The sequence below is a fragment of the Vibrio sp. 10N.222.49.C12 genome (assembly GCF_041475025.1).
GTDB classification, from domain to species: Bacteria; Pseudomonadota; Gammaproteobacteria; order Enterobacterales; family Vibrionaceae; genus Vibrio; species Vibrio crassostreae_C.
Map to the genome: position 1 here is coordinate 74,654 of NZ_JBFRVF010000060.1, position 19,481 is coordinate 94,134.

Sequence of the window (19,481 nt, forward strand, 5' to 3'; positions counted from 1 at the left end):
GGCTCTGGCTCTGGCTCTGGCTCTGGCTCTGGCTCTTCAGATTGTGATTCGTCGCTCGACTCGTCAACAAAAAAATCGTCAGATTCAAAGCTTTCATCACCTAACAGCGCAGTAAAATAATCATCCAGTGCTTGTTCACTGGAGAGACTTGGCTGCGCCAATGTTGATTCTTTATTCGCGCTCATTTATCGCCAACCTTTCGAGATAAATAAGCAACTGTTTATAAGCAAATACACCACGGCTACCCGATGCAAAATGAGAGGCTGGCAAGCGCTTTAGGCTCGCATCTCGAAACTTGGTATCAATCGGCACAGCAGACGTCCAAACTTGGTTTGGGTAATCATCTTTGAGCTGCGTTAATGTTTGCAGTGAGGCTTTGGTTCGCTTGTCGTACATCGTTGGGACAATCGTAACCTTAAACGGTGTTTTGCGAGACTTCTGCATGATGGTCAAAGTGCGAATCATGCGCTCTAAGCCCTTCATCGCCAAAAATTCCGTCTGTACCGGAATCAATATACGATCGCTTGCAGCCAATGCATTGACCATCATCACACCAAGAATTGGCGGGCAATCGATCAACACATAGTCGTAGTCATCTTTTAAAGCGGCCAAAGCACGCTTCAAGATCAACCCCATGCCGCTTCGATTTCCCATTACACGGTCTAATGTCGCCAAAGACATATGCGCAGGGATAATATCGATACCTTCGACTTCCGTTTGTAAAAGCAAAGGTCTTACCGTCTGCGCGTTAAATTCACGCAGCTGGAACAGATCAAACAGGCTCGATTCCACCGTATCTGAATCGTAACCCAGATAGGTGGTCAGTGATGCATGTGGGTCAGTATCAACCAACAGAACACGGTGCCCCTTCAACGCAAGTAAACCTGCTAGAGTCACGGTCGTGGTCGTTTTACCAACACCACCTTTTTGGTTTGCAACACTCCAAACAATCATTTCGATTTACCTAAGCTAACCCAACTTCGACCAAGATCCTTTCCGCGATACGGTCTAGAGGGAGGTCTTCAGTAGAAATGCCAGCTTTTGCTACAGCTTGAGGCATACCATATACAACACAGCTATCTTCGTCTTGTGCCCAAATTGTCGAGCCCGCAGTTTTCAACATACGCGAACCTTCTCGACCATCTGCGCCCATACCAGTCAGGATCATAGACAACACTTTGTCGCCGTAGATCTTCGCTGCAGAGCCGAATGTGACATCCACACAAGGCTTGTAGTTCATGCGGTCGCCGCCATCGATAATTCTTAGACGTGCAGACCCTGCGCGGCCATCCACCATCATCTGTTTACCACCTGGAGCAAGATACGCCACGCCAGGTTTTAACACATCACCGTCTTGCGCTTCGCGAACTTCAATCTTACACAAGGTGTTCAATCGGCTCGCAAAAGCAGCAGTGAATGTTGCTGGCATATGCTGAACTAACACAATTGGGTGTGGATAGTTAGCAGGGATGCGCGTCAAAATTTTCTGTAGTGCAACAGGGCCACCCGTAGAAGTACCAATTGCAGTTAATTGATACTTTTTACCCGAAGCTCTGAATTTCGCCGTTGATGCAACCGCAGGCTTCGCTGTCGAAGTCGAAGCTGCTGTTGAAATCGGTTGGCGCAATGGCGTAGATGTTGCAGTCGTCGCAGTCGCTCTCGGCGCAATAGGAGCACGGCGCATAAACGCACGCTTCGCTGCAATCTGAATCACACGCTGTTGAAGCAATGCAACTGCATCGTCGCGGTTACGTGCAATGTCTTCAAACTTCTTAGGAAGGAAGTCGAGAGCACCTGCATCTAACGCATCTAACGTTGCTCTCGCTCCATCATGCGTTAACGATGAAAACATCAAAATAGGCGTTGGAGACGCGGCCATGATTTCACGAACGGCAGTGATACCGTCCATGACAGGCATTTCAATGTCCATAGTGATTACGTCAGGTCTTAGCTGTTTCGCTTTCTCAACGGCTTCTTTACCGTTTACTGCAACATCAATGACTTCTAGGCGAGCCTCTGAGTTGATGATCTCGCTAACGCGACGACGAAAAAAACTCGAATCATCAACGACTAATACTTTAATCGCCATATTTATCCTTAAATTAAATTCTTGACGCTGCTGCGTACTGCTTCAACAAGTCCGGCACATCTAGAATCAATGCAATGTGTCCGTCACTTGTAATTGTCGCGCCTGCCATTCCTGGCGTGCCTTGCAGAAGCTTATCAAGCGGCTTGATCACGACTTCTTCTTGACCGATAAGCGTATCGACAACAAAACCAACACGTTGGCTACCAAGTTGTACGATAACAACATGGCCGTGCCCTTTACGCAGCTCAACAATACCCGCTTTAGGAGCAAGCCAGTTTTGCAAGTAGAACAACGGAATAGACTTATCGCGAACGATAATCGTCAGCTGGCCATCAACCACGTTTGTGCGGCTTAAATCTAGGTGGAAGATCTCGTTTACAGAAGCCAATGGCAATGCAAATGGATGACCGGCAACACCGACCATCAAGGTTGGTAGAATCGCTAGGGTTAGTGGAACCTTGATGGTGATCTTGGTGCCCTGTCCCATTTCTGAATCAATATCAATAGAGCCGTTCAGTGTGTTGATCGCTGTTTTCACAACGTCCATACCCACACCACGACCAGATATATCCGAGATCTGCTCTTTGCTTGAGAAGCCAGGAGCAAAAATCAGGTTGAAACACTCTTTATTTGATAAGCGAGACGCTGCATCTTCATCCATCAGGCCACGTTTAACCGCGATAGCACGAAGCTTATCAGGGTCCATACCGCCACCGTCATCAACGATAGCCAGTTCAATGTGGTCACCTTCTTGAGAGGCAGACAGAATCACTTTACCCGTTTGTGATTTACCCGCAGCAACACGGTCGTTTGGCATTTCAATACCATGATCGACAGAGTTTCTCACCAAGTGAATCAGGGGATCAGCAAGTGCTTCTACTAAGTTTTTATCAAGGTCCGTTTCTTCGCCACGCATTTCAAGAACGATGTCTTTCTTCAAGCTACGAGCAAGGTCACGGACAACTCGTGGGAAGCGACCAAATACTTTCTTGATCGGCTGCATACGAGTCTTCATTACCGCACCTTGAAGGTCTGCAGTAACAACATCTAAGTTAGAGACAGCTTTCGACATTTCTTCGTCGTTGCTGTTGAGGCCTAGGCTGACTAGTCGGTTACGCACCAATACCAGTTCACCCACCATGTTCATGATGGTGTCCAGTGTTGATGTATCAACACGAACTGTCGCTTCAGCTTGTTGCTTCTTAGCCGGCACTTTAACTTCAGCTTTTGCTGGAGCGCTCGGTTTTGACTCAGCTTTAACGGCAACTGGCGCGGCAGGTTTAGGCGCAGCTTGAGGTGCTACTGCCTTAACTTCTGCAGGCTTAGTCGCTGCATCCAATTCTTCAATCGAAGGTCCATTACCTGAGCCATGTAGTTGGTCAAGTAACTTCTCGAACTCTTCGTCAGTCATCAGATCATCGCCTTCAGACATTGCTGAAACAGGTGCTGCTGGAGGCGCTGGCGGAGGAGGAGGCGTTGAACTTGCCGCAGTCGGGCTGTTACCCGCGCCGTGCAGTTCATCTAATAACTTTTCGAATTCGTCATCAGTAATATCACCACTCTCAGCAACTGGCTGAGGAGCAACAGGTGCTGGCGGCGGTGTTGGTGCAGAAGCCGATGTTGGTGAACCACCTTTACCGTGAAGCTCATCAAGCAAGCGTTCAAACTCATCTTCAGAGATATCATCGACTGAAGATGCATTGATGTTTGAGCTTTCAGCAGTAGGTTCCGGAGCAATAACAGGTTCAGGCGCTGCAACAACAGGTTCAGGGATAATAGGTGCAGGCGCTTCTACTGGTGCCACTTCATCCGCAGACTCTGGTTTGCAGAGACGGTGAAGTTCATCCAATAAAGATTGGTCAGCTGGTACTAGAGGTTCCTGATCTTGCACGGCGCGAAACTGTACATTGACTGTATCTAGCGCCTGCAGCATGGTATCCATCAAACCTGATGTTACGCTGCGTTGGCCGTTTCGTAGAATGTCGAACACATTCTCAGCACCATGACAAGTATCCACCAGCTCAGTTAATGCTAGGAAACCAGCACCACCTTTTACTGTATGGAAACCACGGAAAATAGCATTTAATAGGTCTTTGTCGTCAGGGTTATTCTCAAGCTCTACCAGTTGTTCTGATAGGAGTTCAAGGATCTCTCCTGCTTCGACTAAAAAGTCCTGAAGAATATCTTCGTCTAAATCGTAGCTCATACGTTACCTTTAAAATCCAAGACTGGATAACAAATCGTCGACTTCATCTTGAGATGCGACAGCGTCTTCGCGCTCTTCTGGGTTCATAATTGGACCTTCAGGCGCAATCGATGCTTTCTTCTCTGACTCTGGAGTTGGCTCTTTTTGATTCGCACCGAATACCGTGAGAATCTCGACCAAACGTCCTTCCACCTCATTCACCAAGGTAATAACTTTGCTGATTATCTGCCCAGTTAAATCTTGGAAATCCTGAGCCATCAAGATTTCAGTCAATTGTCCGCGTAGTTCAGTACTGTCGCCTTCTACTTGGACAAGCAATCCATCAATGCGGTGACATAAAGCTTTAAATTGTGCCAGCTCAATGCGGCCATGCATCAGTTCATTCCATTGAGGCCTTACTTGAAGTAAACACTCGTGTAGGTTGTCTGCGATTGGCATACAGCGATCGACAGCGTCCATCGTCTTATTTGCCGAAACTTCCGTTTTATCAATGACATACTGAAGGCGATCCCTTGCATCAGGGATTTCGTCATTTGCGATAACGCTGATGCGTTCATCGAAATTGAATTGAGTCAAAGAGTCGTGGAGGTCGCGTGTCAGACTTCCTATTTCTTGAAGCATTGGATTGTCTTGAAGACTAAAGTTATCTTCATAAATGCTTCTCACAAGAGAATCAGCATTTTGCTGCTCATCGTTCTCAAGCAGCTCTACTAATTTTTTTGCTTGTTCTAATGAAATCATCCTGAATTCGGCCTTACTCCGCATACTTTGTGCGCTTAGGCTATCGAGATAAACAGATAACTTATCAGTCAGTGTTTACCTAGAAGTGCCTAAATTTATTGATGCTTATAAGCGATCAAAAATCTTATCAAGTTTCTCTTTCAGCGTTGCAGCAGTGAAAGGCTTCACAATGTAACCATTAACACCCGCTTGCGCAGCTTCGATGATCTGCTCACGCTTCGCTTCAGCTGTGATCATAAGCACTGGAAGGTGCTTAAGTTCTGCGTCTGCGCGAATGTGTTTAAGCAGGTCAATCCCTTGCATGCCTGGCATGTTCCAGTCAGTTACCACGAAATCAAATTCGCCTTTTTTCAGCATAGGTAACGCGGTCAAGCCATCATCTGCTTCTTGAGTGTTGTTGAAACCTAAATCGCGAAGTAGGTTTTTAACAATTCGGCGCATCGTTGAAAAATCATCAACAATGAGAATTTTCATGTTTTTGTTCAAATTAGCCTCCACTGAATAGGATCAGTGTTGTTAGTCGTTCTGTGTCCAAGCACTTAACTTAGTGCGTAAACGCTGCATAGATTGGCTCAGTATTTGGCTGACACGAGATTCGCTGACACCTAACACTTCCCCAATCTCTTTTAAATTGAGTTCTTCGTCGTAATAAAGCGAAAGCACAAGGCCTTCCCTTTCCGGAAGTTGTTTTATCGAATCGATCAAAGCTTGGCGGAATGACTCATCAGCAACCCCTTGAAAAGGCGTATTATCTTGAGAGTCTTCATTCGGAGATATTACATCATCTGAGACGCCTAAATCTTCAATTCCAACCAGTCTTGAGCAATTAATGTCAGTTAAAGCACTGTGATACTGCTCTAAACTGAGCCCCATGTGTTTTGCCACTTCGGCATCACTCGGGTCGCGGTTGAGGATACCCTCTAATTCCGCAATTGCACTGCTGATTTCTCGATTGTTCTTATGAACCGATCTCGGCACCCAGTCCCCACGGCGAATGTCATCCAACATTGCCCCGCGAATCCGAATACCAGCATACGTCTCAAAGCTTGCGCCTTTGGTACCATCATAGTTTTGTTGCGCTTCAATCAAGCCGATCATGCCAGCTTGAATTAAGTCATCAACCAATACATTAGGCGGTAATCGCCCCAACAAGTGATGAGCGATACGTTTAACCAACACAGAGTACTTCTCAAAAAAAGCCTGTTGGCTATTGTGATTAGCGTGTTGGTCGTAAGTAAGCGCTTTATTCACCAAATGGTTCCTCTATAAATTCAGTACGATTCAGCAGCCTTTCAACAAAGAACTCCAAGTGTCCGCTCGGTGTTTTTGGTATTGGCCAGGTCAAGGCTTTGTTAGCCAAAGAGCTGATTGCCAATGCAGCTGGAGAGCGAGGAAACGCATCGACTACGATTTTCTGTCTCTTGACTGATTGACGTACTTTATCATCTAAAGGAATACATGCTACGAGTTCGAGGCTCACATTCAAGAAGCGCTCTGTGACCAAAGTCAACTTTGCAAATAATTCTCGGCCTTCGCGGTAGCTTCTGACCATATTTGCAACAACTTTGAATCGCTGAACTTGGTGTTCTCTGCTTAAAAGCTTAATCAAAGCATATGCATCCGTGATCGAGGTAGGTTCATCACATACCACGACAACCACGTCTTGCGCCGCTCTTGAGAAGCTGATCACCATGTCCGAAATACCGGCTGCGGTATCAACCAACAAGATATCCATCTCGTCTTCAAGCGAACCGAATGCGCGAATCAAACCAGCATGCTGTGCGTGTGAAAGTTCAGTCATGCTTTGAGTGCCCGATGTCGCTGGAATAATTTTAATTCCGTGCGGCCCTTCGACAATCGCATCCTTAAGTTCACATTCGCCAGCCAACACATGCCCAAGGTTTCGTTTAGAACGAATACCTAGCATGATATCGACGTTCGCTAGTCCTAAATCGGCATCTAGCACCATGACTTTTTTGCCTTGGCGCGCCATGCAAATAGCCATACCTAACGTCACATTAGATTTACCAACGCCTCCCTTACCACCGGTTACAGCGATAACTTTTGTGAGTGAAGGCTTGGTTAAGCGACGGAGGCCGCTAGCTTGGTCATGTATCATATTTTCATTCATATTTATCCGCCGCCTAGAGCCCTTCAGAATCGCTATTCCAGTAATGAGGTTCATTCTCTGTAGATTTTTCTAATAGCTCATTAGCCTTAGCAATCATGTACTTTGGCTGAGCTATAACGATATCTTCAGGAACTCGTTGACCATTTGCTATGTAAGCAACTGGTAATGCATTTTGTATTACGACACTGATGAATTCACCTAGACTTAGGGATTCATCCAGCTTAGTCATGATGCATCCCGACAACGGGATTCTTCTAAAGTGTTCAATTGTTTCTTGCAGCACTTTGCGTTGCGCGGTTGCAGGCAACACAAGGTAGCTATTGATAACGGAACCACTCTCTTGCATCAATGTGTCTAACTGCTCAGATAGGCGAACATCTCGTTGTCCCATGCCTGCAGTATCGACCAGAATCAGGCGACGATTACGTAACTGATATATTACATCGGCCAGTTCGCTAGAATCTTTAGCAACTCTTACAGGACAACCCATAATTCGGCCGTAGATCGATAACTGCTCATGTGCACCTATACGATATGTGTCAGTTGTCACTAGTGCGACGTTATCAGCGCCATATTCCATGGCAGCACGTGCAGCTAGCTTTGCAACAGTCGTTGTTTTACCCACGCCGGTTGGGCCAAGTAGAGCCACAATACCGCCGCGTTTTAAAATATCTTTTTGTGTAACGGAGATTTGGTCAGCAACCAGAGCTAACAGAGCCTTCCATGCACGTGCAGGTTTAGTATCTTCAGGAATGTAGCAAGCCATTTGATCGGCAAGCTCTGCAGATACACCCATACGTTCAAGGCGCTTAATAAGCATGGCTCTCAGTGGTTCACGGCGCTCAACTTCTTGCCACATCAACCCAGAAACTTGATGCTCTAACAGACGACGAATTGAGGTCATCTCTTCGCGCATCGTTTCCATTTCAGTATCAGAACCTTTGGACTGAGTGTTCTCTCGACCACGATCATAACGGGTAGGATCCAAGCGAGGTGTCGGGCGCTCTACTCTGCGGTCTTCAGCAATCAACTTAGACAAACCCGTTTCACGAGCAAATGCAGAATCAAGATTTCCGTGAGACTGTTGGTTACCGTGAGATTGCTGATGGCCATGAGACTGCAAATTGCTTTGAGTCTGATGACTATGAGGCTTATGGCCCGTGCTTGATTGGCGATTGAGCAATGCTGACAATGAATCTTCATTTTCTGCACGATGCTGTGGCTCATCATCGGCGCCATGACTGTATTGCTTAAGCATATTCGCAAAGCGCTTAGTCATTGAGCGTCCACCTTCAACATTCGATTGTAGGCTAACCTTGTCATCGTCTAGTTGACGTCGCCCAGCAGGAGCTGCGGGCGCGGCCATTTGCGTATATTGGCTTTGTGCAGGCTGCTGAGGTTTATTTAATCTCTGGCTCGCTGTCGACGGGCTGGATTCGCCATCAATAGCGGCAACAATTTCCACGCCACCTGCGACCTTTTTGTTAGACATGATCACCGCTTCTGAACCAAGTTCTTCTTTAACTTGGAGCAGAGCCGTTCGCATATCTTTTGCAAAAAATCGTTTAATTTTCAATTCGATTGTCCGTTCTAATTAGGCGGCTTAATTACCAACAGCTTGTACTATACGTATCTGCTTTTCGTCCGGTATTTCTTGGTAAGACAAGACTCGCAAGCTTGGGATCGTGTTCTTCACGAACTTAGCCAGAGTCGAACGCAACACGCCAGAGGTCAATAGTACCGCGGGCTCACCTTTCAGCTCTTGCTCTTGTGTAGCGTGGCTGAGAGAGGTCTGTAAACGTTCGGCTAAACCAGGTTCAATACCAGCAGATTCTCCGCCGGATGCCTGCATGGTTTGATGCAAGATTTGTTCCAGCTCAGGAATCAAGGTTATCACTGGTAACTCGGGCTCTATACCATTGATTTCCTGAACAATTAATCGTTTCAATGAGATGCGAACCGCCGCAGTAAGTATGTCAGGTTCTTGACTCTTACCTGAATACTCCGACAAAGTTTGGACTATGGTTCGAATGTCACGAATTGGAATCGCTTCATTCAGCAGGTTCTGTAGCACTTTCACAACCACACCCAACTGCAATTGATCCGGTACAAAACCTTCCACCAGCTTAGGTGTTGAGCGGCTGAGCATCTCAAGTAAGTTCTGAACTTCTTCGTGGCCAATGAGCTGCGATGCGTTGTTGGTTAGCAGCTGGCTAAGGTGTGTCGCCAGTACTGTAGAAGAATCTACAACGGTATAACCTAGAGCTTGTGCATGTTCACGCTGCTCTTCACGAATCCAAACCGCTTCAAGGCCGAAGGCAGGGTCAATCGTCGGCTCGCCATCGATCATGCCATAGACTTGGCCCGGGTTAATCGCGAGCTCCATGTCTGGCTTAATCTCAGCTTCACCCACAGCAACACCCATCAGGGTAATACGGTAGCTGTTTGGTGTCAGTTCTAGGTTATCGCGAATGTGTACCGCTGGGATCAAGAAACCAAAGTCTTGAGACAGCTTTTTACGCACACCTTTAACGCGTTCAAGCAATTCACCACCTTGGTCTCTATCAACCAAAGGAATTAAACGGTAACCCACTTCTAAACCAATAATATCGACAGGTTGAACATCATCCCAAGAGAGCTCCTTCTGAGAGCCTACTTCTCCATTCGCTTCAACTGTCGCCGGAAGGTTAGGCTCTTCCGCCTTCTTCTTGTTCTTTTTATCGATGTAATACGCCCCCGCGCCTGCAACGATGGCAAGGCTCAAGAACGAGAAATGTGGCATACCCGGAACAATACCCATGATGCCAAGGATGGCGGCGGTGATCATCAAGGCTTTTGGATTGTCGAACATCTGGAAGACAAGTTGCTCACCCATATCTTCATCAGTATTTTGGCGCGTTACCATCATCGCAGCTGCAATAGACAGTAATAGAGATGGAATTTGTGCAACCAGACCATCACCGATAGTCAGTAGCGTGTAGATTTCGATTGCTTCACCAAAACCAAGATCAAACTGAGCCATACCAATGCTCAAGCCACCAATGATGTTGATGAATAAGATTAAGATACCAGCGATCGCATCGCCTTTAACAAACTTAGAAGCACCGTCCATCGAACCGTAGAAGTCAGCTTCTTTGGTGACTTCAAAACGTCTCAGACGCGCTTGGTCTTGGTCGATCAAACCTGCGTTCAAGTCGGCATCGATTGCCATCTGTTTACCCGGTAAGGCGTCTAACGTGAAACGCGCGCTTACTTCCGAGATACGACCCGCACCTTTGGTTACAACCATGAAGTTGATGATCATAAGAATCAAGAACACCACTAAACCAACCGCGTAGTTACCACCGATAACCACGTTACCGAAGGCTTCAATCACGTTACCTGCCGCGTCGCCACCTTCGTGACCATGGAGCAATACCACACGTGTCGAAGCAACGTTCAAGGCCAATCGAAGTAGAGTCGCAATCAGCAGGACGGTCGGGAATGCAGCGAAATCTAAAGGCCTGCGGGTATAAACCGATACCAATAGCACAACCATAGACAGTGCAATATTGAAGGTGAAGAACATATCCAACAAGAAAGCTGGAATGGGCAACACCACCATAGCAAGCGTTGCAAGTACCATAACAGGTGCACCAATCGCAGGCATGGCACGGTTAGGGATTTTAGGTAGCTTGTCCACAAAAGGCAGGGAGAATTTCATAAATCTAGACAGTTTCGCTATGTTGTAGCTCTCTGAACAAGTGGATTAGATCTTAGTCAGGGCTGTTTTGCTATGGGCTTATAATGTTCAGGCTACTACAGCAAACACTGTACCAACATCTCACGTCAAATTATCGCCATCACCTCTATAAAAGGAAGATTAGCTAGCTCACTATTATCAGGGTTCATCACGCAGAGCTCAAGCAATTGATCTAATGACGTAAATCAGGTGGGATCGGCATATTAGAATCTTGCAGTTTTGGTCGCTCACCACCTCGTTTTCGGTACTGTTTAAGCTGGAAAACATATGCAAGCACTTGCGCAACTGCCGTAAACAGACCGTCAGGAATTTGTTGTTCTAGCTCAGTGGTGTGATAAAGCGCCCTCGCCAATGGCGGCGCTGGAACTATATAGATGTCGTTTGCACGCGCAATCTCTCGGATCTTCATCGCCATGTGGTCGACACCTTTAGCAACCACAATTGGTGCTTTGTCTTGATTCTGCTTGTAGCGCAGCGCCACTGAGAAGTGCTCTGGGTTGGTGACTATCACGTCCGCTTGCGGCACATCGGCCATCATACGACGCTGAGCCGCCTCCCTTTGCAACATGCGAATTCGACCTTTCACCTCAGGCTTACCCTCGGTGTCTTTGAATTCGTCTTTCACCTCTTGCTTAGTCATCTTCAGCTGATCAGCGTGTTGCCAAATCTGGAATGGGATATCAATCGCCACAACAATCAACAAAGAACAACTGATCAACAGAATAAAGTTGAGCAAGATATCCAAGGCATGGAAGATGTTTTGTGGATAGACGTCCATGCTCAGCTGCATTAAATCATGCTGAGAGGCTTGAATCAGATAAATCGCCATCCCCGATACGAGCGCTACTTTAAGAATAGACTTGAGCAGTTCAACCCAACTTTGCAGGCCAAACATACGCTTGATACCACTGAGTGGGTTGAGCTTAGACGCCTTTGGCATCGCCGCTTGCATTGAGAAGTTAATCCCACCGACACCCGCAGCGCCGATGACGGCAGCAACAAACAAAGTTATCAGTATCAAAAACAGCGGGAACAGCAGGTTCACCAGTGCACCACCAGCGATTTCTAGGAGTTTGTTAGTGTCAAAGATCTCGTCGCGACTCAAAGAGAACAGGCGTTGCATCGCCTCGAACAAAGCCTTCGCCATCGATTCGCCAAACCACATTAAAGCAATCGCACCGACAATTAATACCGATGCTGACGCTAGCTCTTTTGACCTTGCAACCTGCCCTTTCTCTTTGGCCTGTTGCAAGCGTTTGGGCGTGGCGTCTTCTGTGCGTTCTTGACCGTCTGACTCTGCCATTTCAGTCTCCTAGCAATCTAACCGGATTAGACGACATATCTGTTGTTCGCCCTGCATCCAGAATAGCTCATAGTGACTATACAAGCCGCCAAGGATGTACCAACAAAGTAACAGACCCACGAGTAGCGCAAATGCAAAACCCAAAGAAAAGATGTTTAATTGAGGTGCCGCACGCGTCATTACACCAAAAGAAAGGTTAATCGTTAGCAGCGCAATAATCCCCGACAATGACATCGCTAATGCCGTTTTGAACATGATGCCGAGCCACAACGCGAGCTCTCGAAAATCCACAGAGGTTAGAGAGCCACTGCCAATCGGCAAGGTCTTAAAACTAAACACCACCAGCTGCAGCATTTTCAAGTGACCATCGGTCGCCAAAAAAAACATGGTCGCTAGCAGCATGAACAGCTGACCAAGTACCGGCGTATTTTGCCCGTTAGCCGGGTCGACCATTGATGCAAAACCCAAGCTCGATTGCATACCGAGGATCTGACCCAGCATAACAAAGGTTTGAATCATGAACTGGGTAACAAAACCCATGGCCACGCCAATCACAATTTGCTCGAAGACAGTCAGGAAGCCTTGAAAGGACAGAAGTTCAATCTCTTTGGGAACGGCCGGAATCGCAGGCATCACCGCAAAAGTGATCGCCAAGCCTAAATACAGACGAATACGCGGCGACACGAAGCGTGCCCCTGTTACCGTCATCACCATCAGCATCGCTGAGATGCGAGTGTATGGCCAAAAATAATTGGCTAACCACTCTAGTACAAGGCTCGTTGGGTATTCCATATCGGTTTAATACAGAACTTGCGGCAAGCGTTCGATGAGCTCAAAAAAGAACTCCATCATCATCTGGGTCATCCAGTGTGCGAATAGCATCAACGCCAACAAAGTTACGATCAAACGCGGCAGGAAACTCAGGGTTTGTTCGTTGATTGAGGTCGCAGCTTGGAAAACAGCCACAACCAAACCGATCAGCAGGCTAGGAATAATGATGGCGCAAACCATGATTAATACCATCCAAAGGGCATCTCGGAACAACTCTACGAATATTTCAGGATTCATTATTCCCCCAGCTACAAGGCAAAACTGCCGGCGAGTGTGGAGAGTATCAAGTTCCAGCCATCAACAAGAACAAACAGCATCAACTTAAACGGCAGCGATACAATCATCGGTGACAACATCATCATACCCATAGCCATCAATACCGATGCCACCACCAAGTCGATGATTAGGAAAGGCAAGAACAGCATAAATCCGATTTGGAAAGCCGTTTTTAATTCCGATGTGATAAATGCTGGAATCAGAACCGCCATCGAAACATCTTCAGGGTTAGTCACTTCCGCGCCAGAAATATCAACAAAGGTTTCAAGATCTTTGATTCGAGTCTGCTTGAGCATGAAGGATTTAATCGGTTTTTGGGCAACATCAAATGCCTGTCGTGCCGATATCTGTTCATTAAGATAAGGCTGAACTGCTTGTTCGTTAACTTGATTAATCACTGGCGACATGATGAAGAAGGTCAAGAATATCGCGATACCAATAATGACTTGGTTAGACGGTGTTTGTTGTAGACCCATCGCCTGACGCAAGATAGACATCACAACCACAATACGAGTGAACGATGTCATCAAAATCACCATCGCCGGCAAGAAGCCAAGCATGGTCATTAACGCGAGAATTTGCAGGTTAATCGAGTAGTCTTCACCGCCATTGGCATTGGTTGTCATGGTAAAGGCAGGTATGCCGCCACCATTGCCAGTCAAGCTGCCCGTGGTCATGGTTGTCGATTTGGCTTGGTCTTGTTCCATCGTGCTGATAGTGACCGATTCCGAGCCAGCGGTATTCGCAGGAATGACGGTGCCGTCTTCAGCTTGTGCAAATACCGACACACTGAATACGATTGAGCATAGGAGAATAAGCTGAACCAACCACACTTTCACCGTTCGGAAAGCTCCGGCTTGGTGAAAGTAAGAGGAGTTCAAAAGTCCGTTACTTGTTTGCATCTTTTTTTATTAGCTGGGAAAGCTGACTTGAAAATGTACTTTTTTCCAGCATCTCCTGAGTAAGAGGTTTATCGAGCTTAGAGATCAGCTGAATCGATTGTGTGGTAATCCCTACCAAGAACTGTTCATCACCCGCTTGCACAATAGCGATACGCTCTTTAGTACCAACAGGGATTTGCCTAACAATCGCCAAACCTTGTTGATTCGACATCGCAGGTACTTGCATTCGCTTGAGTAGCCAAGCAATAAATAAAATGAAGGCTATAACGAAAATTAGCGACCCAAAGGTGGTCGCTAAATCGAGAGAAGGCGGTGTTGCTGCAAAAGCAATGGAAGGAACCGTTAATAGCCCTACTCCCAAGATTCCTCGTAACAAACCTGTCATTCCGAGAGAAGAGCCCGCTAGTCTTTGAGACAAAAAGCTCATTAACGCAGCTTCTTAATTCGTTCTGTTTGGCTAATAACGTCAGTCAAACGAATACCAAATTTGTCATTTACTACAACCACTTCACCGTGAGCAATCAGAGTACCGTTAACCATCACATCCAGTGACTCACCAGCAATTCGATCAAGCTCAACAACCGAGCCTTGGTTCAATTGGAGTAAGTTACGAATACTGATCTGAGAGCGACCAACTTCCATCGAAATAGTCACTGGAATATCCATAATGGTATCCAGCTTACGACGCTCATCTTCAGAAATCGGAGATGATGAATCGGTTAGCTCATCAAGTGGTGCCGCAAGCACATCATCAACATCAATTGACGGCGCTAAAGGATCTTCACCAAGTGCTGCAGCCCATTCGTCTGCTAGCTTTTGATCTTCACTAGGTTCCATTACCAATTCCTATACTTTTATCTATTTTACTATTCGTCGTCATCATCACTGTTTTCGAGCTCAGACAATAAGTCTTTACCTAGAAAAGCGAGATCAGTTTTAACCACATGTGGTCTTTGAATTTTTTCCGAAATCTGTACTGCAAGCTTCTCACCAGAACGGCCCATTTTCACACGATAAGTCGGCAGTTCTTCGACAAACATGGTTGCGTGCTCAGGCATGTTCATTGGGATAACATCACCAGGGCGCAGCTCCATCAGATCACGAAGGGAAATATCTTGCTCTAGCAAATTCACGCGGAAATTGACGGGCACATCCATGATCTCATCACGCAGTGCGGTACTCCAACGAACATCGGTTTCCATCTTGTCTGATTGAACACCCGCATCAAGCAGTTCACGGATCGGCTCAACCATGGAGTAAGGCATGACAACGTGGAAGTCACCACCACCGCCATCCACTTCAATGTGGAACGAACTCACAACAATCACTTCGGTTGGGCTCACAATGTTCGCCATACTTGGGTTCACTTCGGAATCCAAGTATTCAAACTCAACCCCCATCACTGGCGACCAAGCTTCTTTGTAATCTTCAAAAACAATTTTCAGCAGTAACTGAATGATTCGTCTTTCAGTAGGCGTGAATTCACGACCTTCAATCTTGGCGTGGAAACGACCATCACCGCCAAAAAAGTTCTCTACGAGAATGAAAACCAGACGAGCTTCCATGGTGATGAGTGCCGTACCTTTCAATGGACGGAAACGAACCATGTTTAAACTGGTGGGTACATACAATGTGTTTTGGTACTCACCAAACTTCATCATCTGTACGCCGTTGATCGACACTTCAGCCGTTTTACGTAACATATTAAACAAGCTGATACGCATATGACGTGCGAAGCGCTCGTTAATAAGTTCAAGGGTCGGCATTCGACCACGGACGATTCGATCTTGAGATGAGAAGTCGAAATTGACCGCATTGTCATTTTCGGTTTCTAAGACATCTTCAACTTCTTCAACATCATCAACGCCATGTAACAGCGCATCAATTTCGTCTTGGCTTAATAAATCGGTCACAAATTACCTATTGAATTACGAAGTCAGTGAATAACACTTTTTCAATCACAGGCTGGCCAACAGCTTGAGCCAGGCTTGCTTTAATATCTTCTGTTGCCTTATTACGCAGTTCCACGCGGCCTGTTGGTGAGCGCAATTGATCAACCGTTGCCGAAGCGAACGTGGCCAGTAGCGTACTTTCTACAAGTGGAGAGTGGTAACGAGCCAGGTCTTCATTCTTACTGCCACGTACCATGAGCTGTGCTTTTATCTGAACTAGGCGATCTTTTTTGTCACCTGTCACATTAAACAAGAAGGGCTGAGGAATATTAACATACATAACCGGCTCTGCAGCGACCACAGCCGTTGCTGGCTGAGACTGAGATTCAGAGGCGCTATCGTCAGAACCTAAGAAAAAGTACAGCGCACCACCTATACCAAGCAGTAACACAACTACGGCAATAATAATTATAAGGAGCTTGCTCTTCCCTTTAGGTGCATCTTGTTCTTCGGCCATATCTTACTCTAACTTCCTGTTCTTGCGATTAACTGATGGTTCTTTTTATTAACTGGTTTTTTCTATTAACCAAGCGTTCTTAGCCTGATATTAGGCATAATAACTAATTCCATCACGCTTTGATGCGACATTCAATTCAAGATTACTGTCACTATCAAGGTTTTCATCACCTTGCGTATCATTTGTGCGGTTAGCGCCGGATTGTTGCTCACCATTGTTGTATCTATCTTGTCCCTGACCGGAGTTCTGTTGTTGAACAGACGAATCGGCAAGCTGCAGACCTTGCTGAGCAAGCATCTCTCTCAAGCGAGGTAAGGTTTGTTCAATCACATCTCTCGCTTGCTGATTACTCACCGTAAAGTGCACGTTTGCCACGTCATTATTCATGGTCATGCGGATTTTCATTTGGCCCAATTCTGGTGGGTCGAGACGAATGTCCAAGTTCTTAAGGTTCTTAGACATCATCATTTGTACTTTTTCAGCCACTTGCTCATTGGCTAGCTCTTTGGTGAGCTGTAAGGGCGCTTGTTGAGCAGCTTGAATTTCAGCTCGCGTAGGTGCTGAACCCACCGTTGCCGTACCTTGTGCACCAGCCGCAGAAGCGATCTGCTGAGCAAAGGTCGAATCTTTAGAATCTTCTTTAGCACCCGCTTTACCCAAACCAGACAGTGCTGCTGCACCGGCGCCCGCTTTAAGAAGCGTATCAGTCGAGCCTGCTTTTGTGGCAGCTGGCGTTGCATTCATCGCCATTCCTTGCGCGGTTAAAGCTGGATCCAACGTTGCTTGCTGCTGAGGTGAAGCCACATTAGCTTGTTGAGCTGCGGCCTGTTGGGCTGCATGTGCATTATTGGCGTGCAGCATTGTCGCCTTGTCCGTAAGAGCATTGTTTGCTGATTGAGAAGCGGCCTGCGCTGACACTTGTTGTGTAGCCGTCGCTACAGCTGCTGTTGATGCTGCCGCAGCTAAGGCTTTAGTTTCGCTTGAATCCGTATTATCCCAATCGATAGCAGTGGGTTCACCAGACGCACTGTTCGCAGCCGGAGCTTGACTTAGCAAAGCTGTTACTTGTTGTTGAACGTTAGCGAGCTGTTGATTCAACAGGTCTAGGTTAGAGGTCGCTTTAGCCAAAGCGGCTTGCTCATCAACCGTCAACTTAGCGCCACTTTGTTGCTTATCAAGCAAGCTATCGACAACAGACTGCTCTGATTCGATTTGTCCATTCAATTGGTTTAGCGCTTTGGTATGGGCATCTACTTGCTTTGCCAGTTCAATATCCACGGCTGACAATGCTTGGCTCTGCTCGGCAGCAACCGCACTAGCTGCATTCTTTTGGCTCAGCTCTCGGCTCATACTGGCTTCAATTTGTTCTGGAGTGACGCCTTTATCCATCAACTGTCGAATTTCAGTATCAGTTAGCTGAGAAACACCCTTACCTCCGGTAAGTACAGCGATTTCAGAATCGACTTCAAGGCTCTTCTCCTGATTTGCAGCCTTAGCTTGTTGTGTCGCCTTATCCGTAACGGAAACTCCTGCAACAGAAGCACCGGTGATATTACCTTGGGCTTGTTCTACCTGACCTTGCTGAGGCAAGCCTTTGCCGTTTGGCGCTTGATTTAGGGTTTTGTTTGCCTCATCCAATTGACCAAGCAATTTATTGCCTTCGCTCATCGCTGCATTGGCTTGCGATGCCTGCGTAGCACCATCTACCGCTGATGGACCCTGAGTTTGGGATTGAGCAATATGTTCTTTAGATTCGTTAGTCGTATCCTGCGCATCTTTACCATCTGCCTTATCTGCAACAGTCTTATCAGCGACAGTGCTATCAGTGCCCGAATTGGCTTTGAGCTGAGCCTCAGATCCAGACGCAGCCTCTGCTGATGTTTTATCAGCAGCTTTCTCGCCTTCTACTTCTGAAGCTGCTTGTTTGCTTTGCGCTTCGCTCACTTCGTCAGTAGCCTTTGATTCAGCGGAATCACCTTTGTTCGCTTCGGCTGACGCTTCACCTTCGGTAGATGTCTGTTTAGTATCAGGTTTCGCAGTGCTTTCTGTGTCTTTTGCTGCGACTTTACTGTCACTTTCTTCAAAGCCGAGCGCTTCTTTAAAGGACTCAAAGAAACCTTTAGAGTCGCCGGTTTCTTCTACCTTGGAAGAGGCAGAACCGGTGTCCAACAACGATGACATTTTGTTGGTCGCTGAATTTGAGGAAAGACTAACATTCATATATACAAGCTCTATCTACTAGCTTTGCTGCCATGAATCAGGCAACAAAAAGAAAGTCGGATGCTTTTCATGCCTTTGGTGGGCATAACGCGCAATTTTATATAAAACGGAGCAAGAAACATGCCTATAAGTTCGGTTTTCACAATATAGAGAACAGCACTGACGTCATTCGTGGCTTAGGATCACATCTTCTTTCGGCTGTATAACAGAGTCGAAAACTCATCCATTTGCTTTTGTTCTCTTCGATCTTGCAGCTTTGCTTTCTCTTTCTGCTTTTTCTCCATCAACCACTCGTAGGATTTACGTTTTTTGCGTAACTCCATCCAGTAGCTTTGGCAGTTGTCGACTTGATTTTTAAAGTGGTGCTCGGCTTCTCTCTGTTTGGATAATGTTTCATCCAACTGAGTTAAGAAGCGGTTCAAGTGACCATATTGGCTCGCCGTTAAGCCTGCCTTGCCGCGGTCAACGAGCTGCTGACAGTAATCCAGTCGATACTTTTCAATCTGCGCAACCTGCTCATAGTAGCCTTGCAGCTCAGAGTTCGCTTTGTTGAGCGCAAGTACCGCTTGGTTCTCTTGATCTTTGGCTTGATCGAGCAAAAATTCTAATGCGTTATCCATGACTAACCTTA

The 19,481-nt window shown here is 46.6% G+C and carries 19 protein-coding genes and 1 pseudogene; all 20 read right to left on the bottom strand.

All coding sequences use genetic code 11. The annotated features are described in order from the left end of the window. Positions 1 to 185, bottom strand: a pseudogene (locus AB4583_RS17215) (chemotaxis protein CheW); the annotation flags it as partial. Beyond that, positions 172 to 954 carry a ParA family protein gene (locus tag AB4583_RS17220; protein ID WP_017064111.1) on the bottom strand — a complete coding sequence of 261 codons (783 nt, stop codon included), beginning with the start codon at positions 952 to 954 and terminating at the stop codon, positions 172 to 174. The pseudogene AB4583_RS17215 and the gene AB4583_RS17220, both read right to left, overlap by 14 nt. Before the next feature lie 10 nt (positions 955 to 964). Then, entirely contained in the window at positions 965 to 2,089 is a 1,125-nt protein-coding gene (locus AB4583_RS17225) for a chemotaxis response regulator protein-glutamate methylesterase (RefSeq protein ID WP_017060664.1), read from the bottom strand. Positions 2,090 to 2,102: 13 nt separating this feature from the next. Next, the gene (locus AB4583_RS17230; protein WP_372118506.1) at positions 2,103 to 4,295 is read right to left on the bottom strand and encodes a chemotaxis protein CheA; all 2,193 of its coding nucleotides are present in this window, start codon (positions 4,293 to 4,295) and stop codon (positions 2,103 to 2,105) included. Between the two features lie 9 nt (positions 4,296 to 4,304). Further along, complete coding sequence (locus AB4583_RS17235; protein WP_372118509.1) at positions 4,305 to 5,036, bottom strand: protein phosphatase CheZ; 732 nt, start codon at positions 5,034 to 5,036, stop codon at positions 4,305 to 4,307. Between the two features lie 105 nt (positions 5,037 to 5,141). Then, the gene (cheY, locus tag AB4583_RS17240) at positions 5,142 to 5,510 is read right to left on the bottom strand and encodes a chemotaxis response regulator CheY (protein WP_016767062.1); all 369 of its coding nucleotides are present in this window, start codon (positions 5,508 to 5,510) and stop codon (positions 5,142 to 5,144) included. Positions 5,511 to 5,552: 42 nt separating this feature from the next. After that, positions 5,553 to 6,287 carry an RNA polymerase sigma factor FliA gene (locus AB4583_RS17245; RefSeq protein ID WP_017060667.1) on the bottom strand — a complete coding sequence of 245 codons (735 nt, stop codon included), beginning with the start codon at positions 6,285 to 6,287 and terminating at the stop codon, positions 5,553 to 5,555. After that, the gene (locus tag AB4583_RS17250) at positions 6,280 to 7,167 is read right to left on the bottom strand and encodes a MinD/ParA family protein (protein WP_017060668.1); all 888 of its coding nucleotides are present in this window, start codon (positions 7,165 to 7,167) and stop codon (positions 6,280 to 6,282) included. The genes AB4583_RS17245 and AB4583_RS17250 overlap by 8 nt, the downstream gene beginning before the upstream one ends. A gap of 13 nt (positions 7,168 to 7,180) precedes the next feature. Beyond that, positions 7,181 to 8,743, bottom strand: a complete 1,563-nt coding sequence (gene flhF / locus AB4583_RS17255; RefSeq protein ID WP_029235190.1) for a flagellar biosynthesis protein FlhF — start codon at positions 8,741 to 8,743, stop codon at positions 7,181 to 7,183. A 27-nt stretch (positions 8,744 to 8,770) separates the two neighbouring features. Next, positions 8,771 to 10,870 (bottom strand): flagellar biosynthesis protein FlhA, encoded by a 2,100-nt coding sequence (gene flhA, locus AB4583_RS17260; protein ID WP_017064115.1) that lies wholly within the window; start codon positions 10,868 to 10,870, stop codon positions 8,771 to 8,773. Between the two features lie 211 nt (positions 10,871 to 11,081). Next, positions 11,082 to 12,212, bottom strand: a complete 1,131-nt coding sequence (gene flhB, locus AB4583_RS17265) for a flagellar biosynthesis protein FlhB (RefSeq protein WP_017060671.1) — start codon at positions 12,210 to 12,212, stop codon at positions 11,082 to 11,084. A gap of 9 nt (positions 12,213 to 12,221) precedes the next feature. Beyond that, a complete protein-coding gene (gene fliR / locus AB4583_RS17270; RefSeq protein ID WP_017060672.1) occupies positions 12,222 to 13,004 on the bottom strand; it encodes a flagellar biosynthetic protein FliR in 783 nt (260 codons plus the stop codon). 6 nt (positions 13,005 to 13,010) lie between these two features. Beyond that, positions 13,011 to 13,280 (bottom strand): flagellar biosynthesis protein FliQ, encoded by a 270-nt coding sequence (gene fliQ, locus AB4583_RS17275; RefSeq protein ID WP_029235191.1) that lies wholly within the window; start codon positions 13,278 to 13,280, stop codon positions 13,011 to 13,013. Positions 13,281 to 13,291: 11 nt separating this feature from the next. Continuing rightward, a complete protein-coding gene (fliP, locus tag AB4583_RS17280) occupies positions 13,292 to 14,221 on the bottom strand; it encodes a flagellar type III secretion system pore protein FliP (RefSeq protein ID WP_102332835.1) in 930 nt (309 codons plus the stop codon). Next, positions 14,208 to 14,648: a flagellar biosynthetic protein FliO gene (fliO, locus tag AB4583_RS17285; RefSeq protein ID WP_050652153.1), complete on the bottom strand. Its 441-nt coding sequence runs from the start codon at positions 14,646 to 14,648 to the stop codon at positions 14,208 to 14,210. The genes fliP and fliO overlap by 14 nt, the downstream gene beginning before the upstream one ends. Continuing rightward, entirely contained in the window at positions 14,648 to 15,058 is a 411-nt protein-coding gene (gene fliN / locus AB4583_RS17290) for a flagellar motor switch protein FliN (protein WP_004736208.1), read from the bottom strand. The genes fliO and fliN overlap by 1 nt, the downstream gene beginning before the upstream one ends. Before the next feature lie 29 nt (positions 15,059 to 15,087). Then, positions 15,088 to 16,134, bottom strand: a complete 1,047-nt coding sequence (gene fliM / locus AB4583_RS17295; protein WP_017060676.1) for a flagellar motor switch protein FliM — start codon at positions 16,132 to 16,134, stop codon at positions 15,088 to 15,090. Positions 16,135 to 16,141: 7 nt separating this feature from the next. Continuing rightward, positions 16,142 to 16,630: a flagellar basal body-associated protein FliL gene (gene fliL / locus AB4583_RS17300; protein WP_017060677.1), complete on the bottom strand. Its 489-nt coding sequence runs from the start codon at positions 16,628 to 16,630 to the stop codon at positions 16,142 to 16,144. A gap of 90 nt (positions 16,631 to 16,720) precedes the next feature. Next, on the bottom strand, positions 16,721 to 18,850 hold the full coding sequence (locus AB4583_RS17305) for a flagellar hook-length control protein FliK (RefSeq protein WP_372118513.1): 2,130 nt from the start codon (positions 18,848 to 18,850) through the stop codon (positions 16,721 to 16,723). A gap of 182 nt (positions 18,851 to 19,032) precedes the next feature. Beyond that, positions 19,033 to 19,470 carry a flagellar export protein FliJ gene (gene fliJ / locus AB4583_RS17310; RefSeq protein ID WP_017060679.1) on the bottom strand — a complete coding sequence of 146 codons (438 nt, stop codon included), beginning with the start codon at positions 19,468 to 19,470 and terminating at the stop codon, positions 19,033 to 19,035. Between the last annotated feature and the right edge of the window lie 11 nt (positions 19,471 to 19,481).

Bases quoted from the DNA above. Each gene is read 5' to 3' on its own strand.
- fliO (WP_050652153.1), bottom strand. From the start codon at position 14,648: ATGAGCTTTTTGTCTCAAAGACTAGCGGGCTCTTCTCTCGGAATGACA.
- fliJ (WP_017060679.1), bottom strand. From the start codon at position 19,470: ATGGATAACGCATTAGAATTTTTGCTCGATCAAGCCAAAGATCAAGAG.
- AB4583_RS17230 (WP_372118506.1), bottom strand. From the start codon at position 4,295: ATGAGCTACGATTTAGACGAAGATATTCTTCAGGACTTTTTAGTCGAA.
- AB4583_RS17220 (WP_017064111.1), bottom strand. From the start codon at position 954: ATGATTGTTTGGAGTGTTGCAAACCAAAAAGGTGGTGTTGGTAAAACG.
- fliN (WP_004736208.1), bottom strand. From the start codon at position 15,058: ATGGAACCTAGTGAAGATCAAAAGCTAGCAGACGAATGGGCTGCAGCA.
- AB4583_RS17225 (WP_017060664.1), bottom strand. From the start codon at position 2,089: ATGGCGATTAAAGTATTAGTCGTTGATGATTCGAGTTTTTTTCGTCGT.
- flhA (WP_017064115.1), bottom strand. From the start codon at position 10,870: ATGAAATTCTCCCTGCCTTTTGTGGACAAGCTACCTAAAATCCCTAAC.
- flhB (WP_017060671.1), bottom strand. From the start codon at position 12,212: ATGGCAGAGTCAGACGGTCAAGAACGCACAGAAGACGCCACGCCCAAA.
- AB4583_RS17250 (WP_017060668.1), bottom strand. From the start codon at position 7,167: ATGAATGAAAATATGATACATGACCAAGCTAGCGGCCTCCGTCGCTTA.
- fliQ (WP_029235191.1), bottom strand. From the start codon at position 13,280: ATGAATCCTGAAATATTCGTAGAGTTGTTCCGAGATGCCCTTTGGATG.
- AB4583_RS17235 (WP_372118509.1), bottom strand. From the start codon at position 5,036: ATGATTTCATTAGAACAAGCAAAAAAATTAGTAGAGCTGCTTGAGAAC.
- cheY (WP_016767062.1), bottom strand. From the start codon at position 5,510: ATGAAAATTCTCATTGTTGATGATTTTTCAACGATGCGCCGAATTGTT.
- fliR (WP_017060672.1), bottom strand. From the start codon at position 13,004: ATGGAATACCCAACGAGCCTTGTACTAGAGTGGTTAGCCAATTATTTT.
- fliL (WP_017060677.1), bottom strand. From the start codon at position 16,630: ATGGCCGAAGAACAAGATGCACCTAAAGGGAAGAGCAAGCTCCTTATA.
- fliP (WP_102332835.1), bottom strand. From the start codon at position 14,221: ATGCAAACAAGTAACGGACTTTTGAACTCCTCTTACTTTCACCAAGCC.
- AB4583_RS17305 (WP_372118513.1), bottom strand. From the start codon at position 18,850: ATGAATGTTAGTCTTTCCTCAAATTCAGCGACCAACAAAATGTCATCG.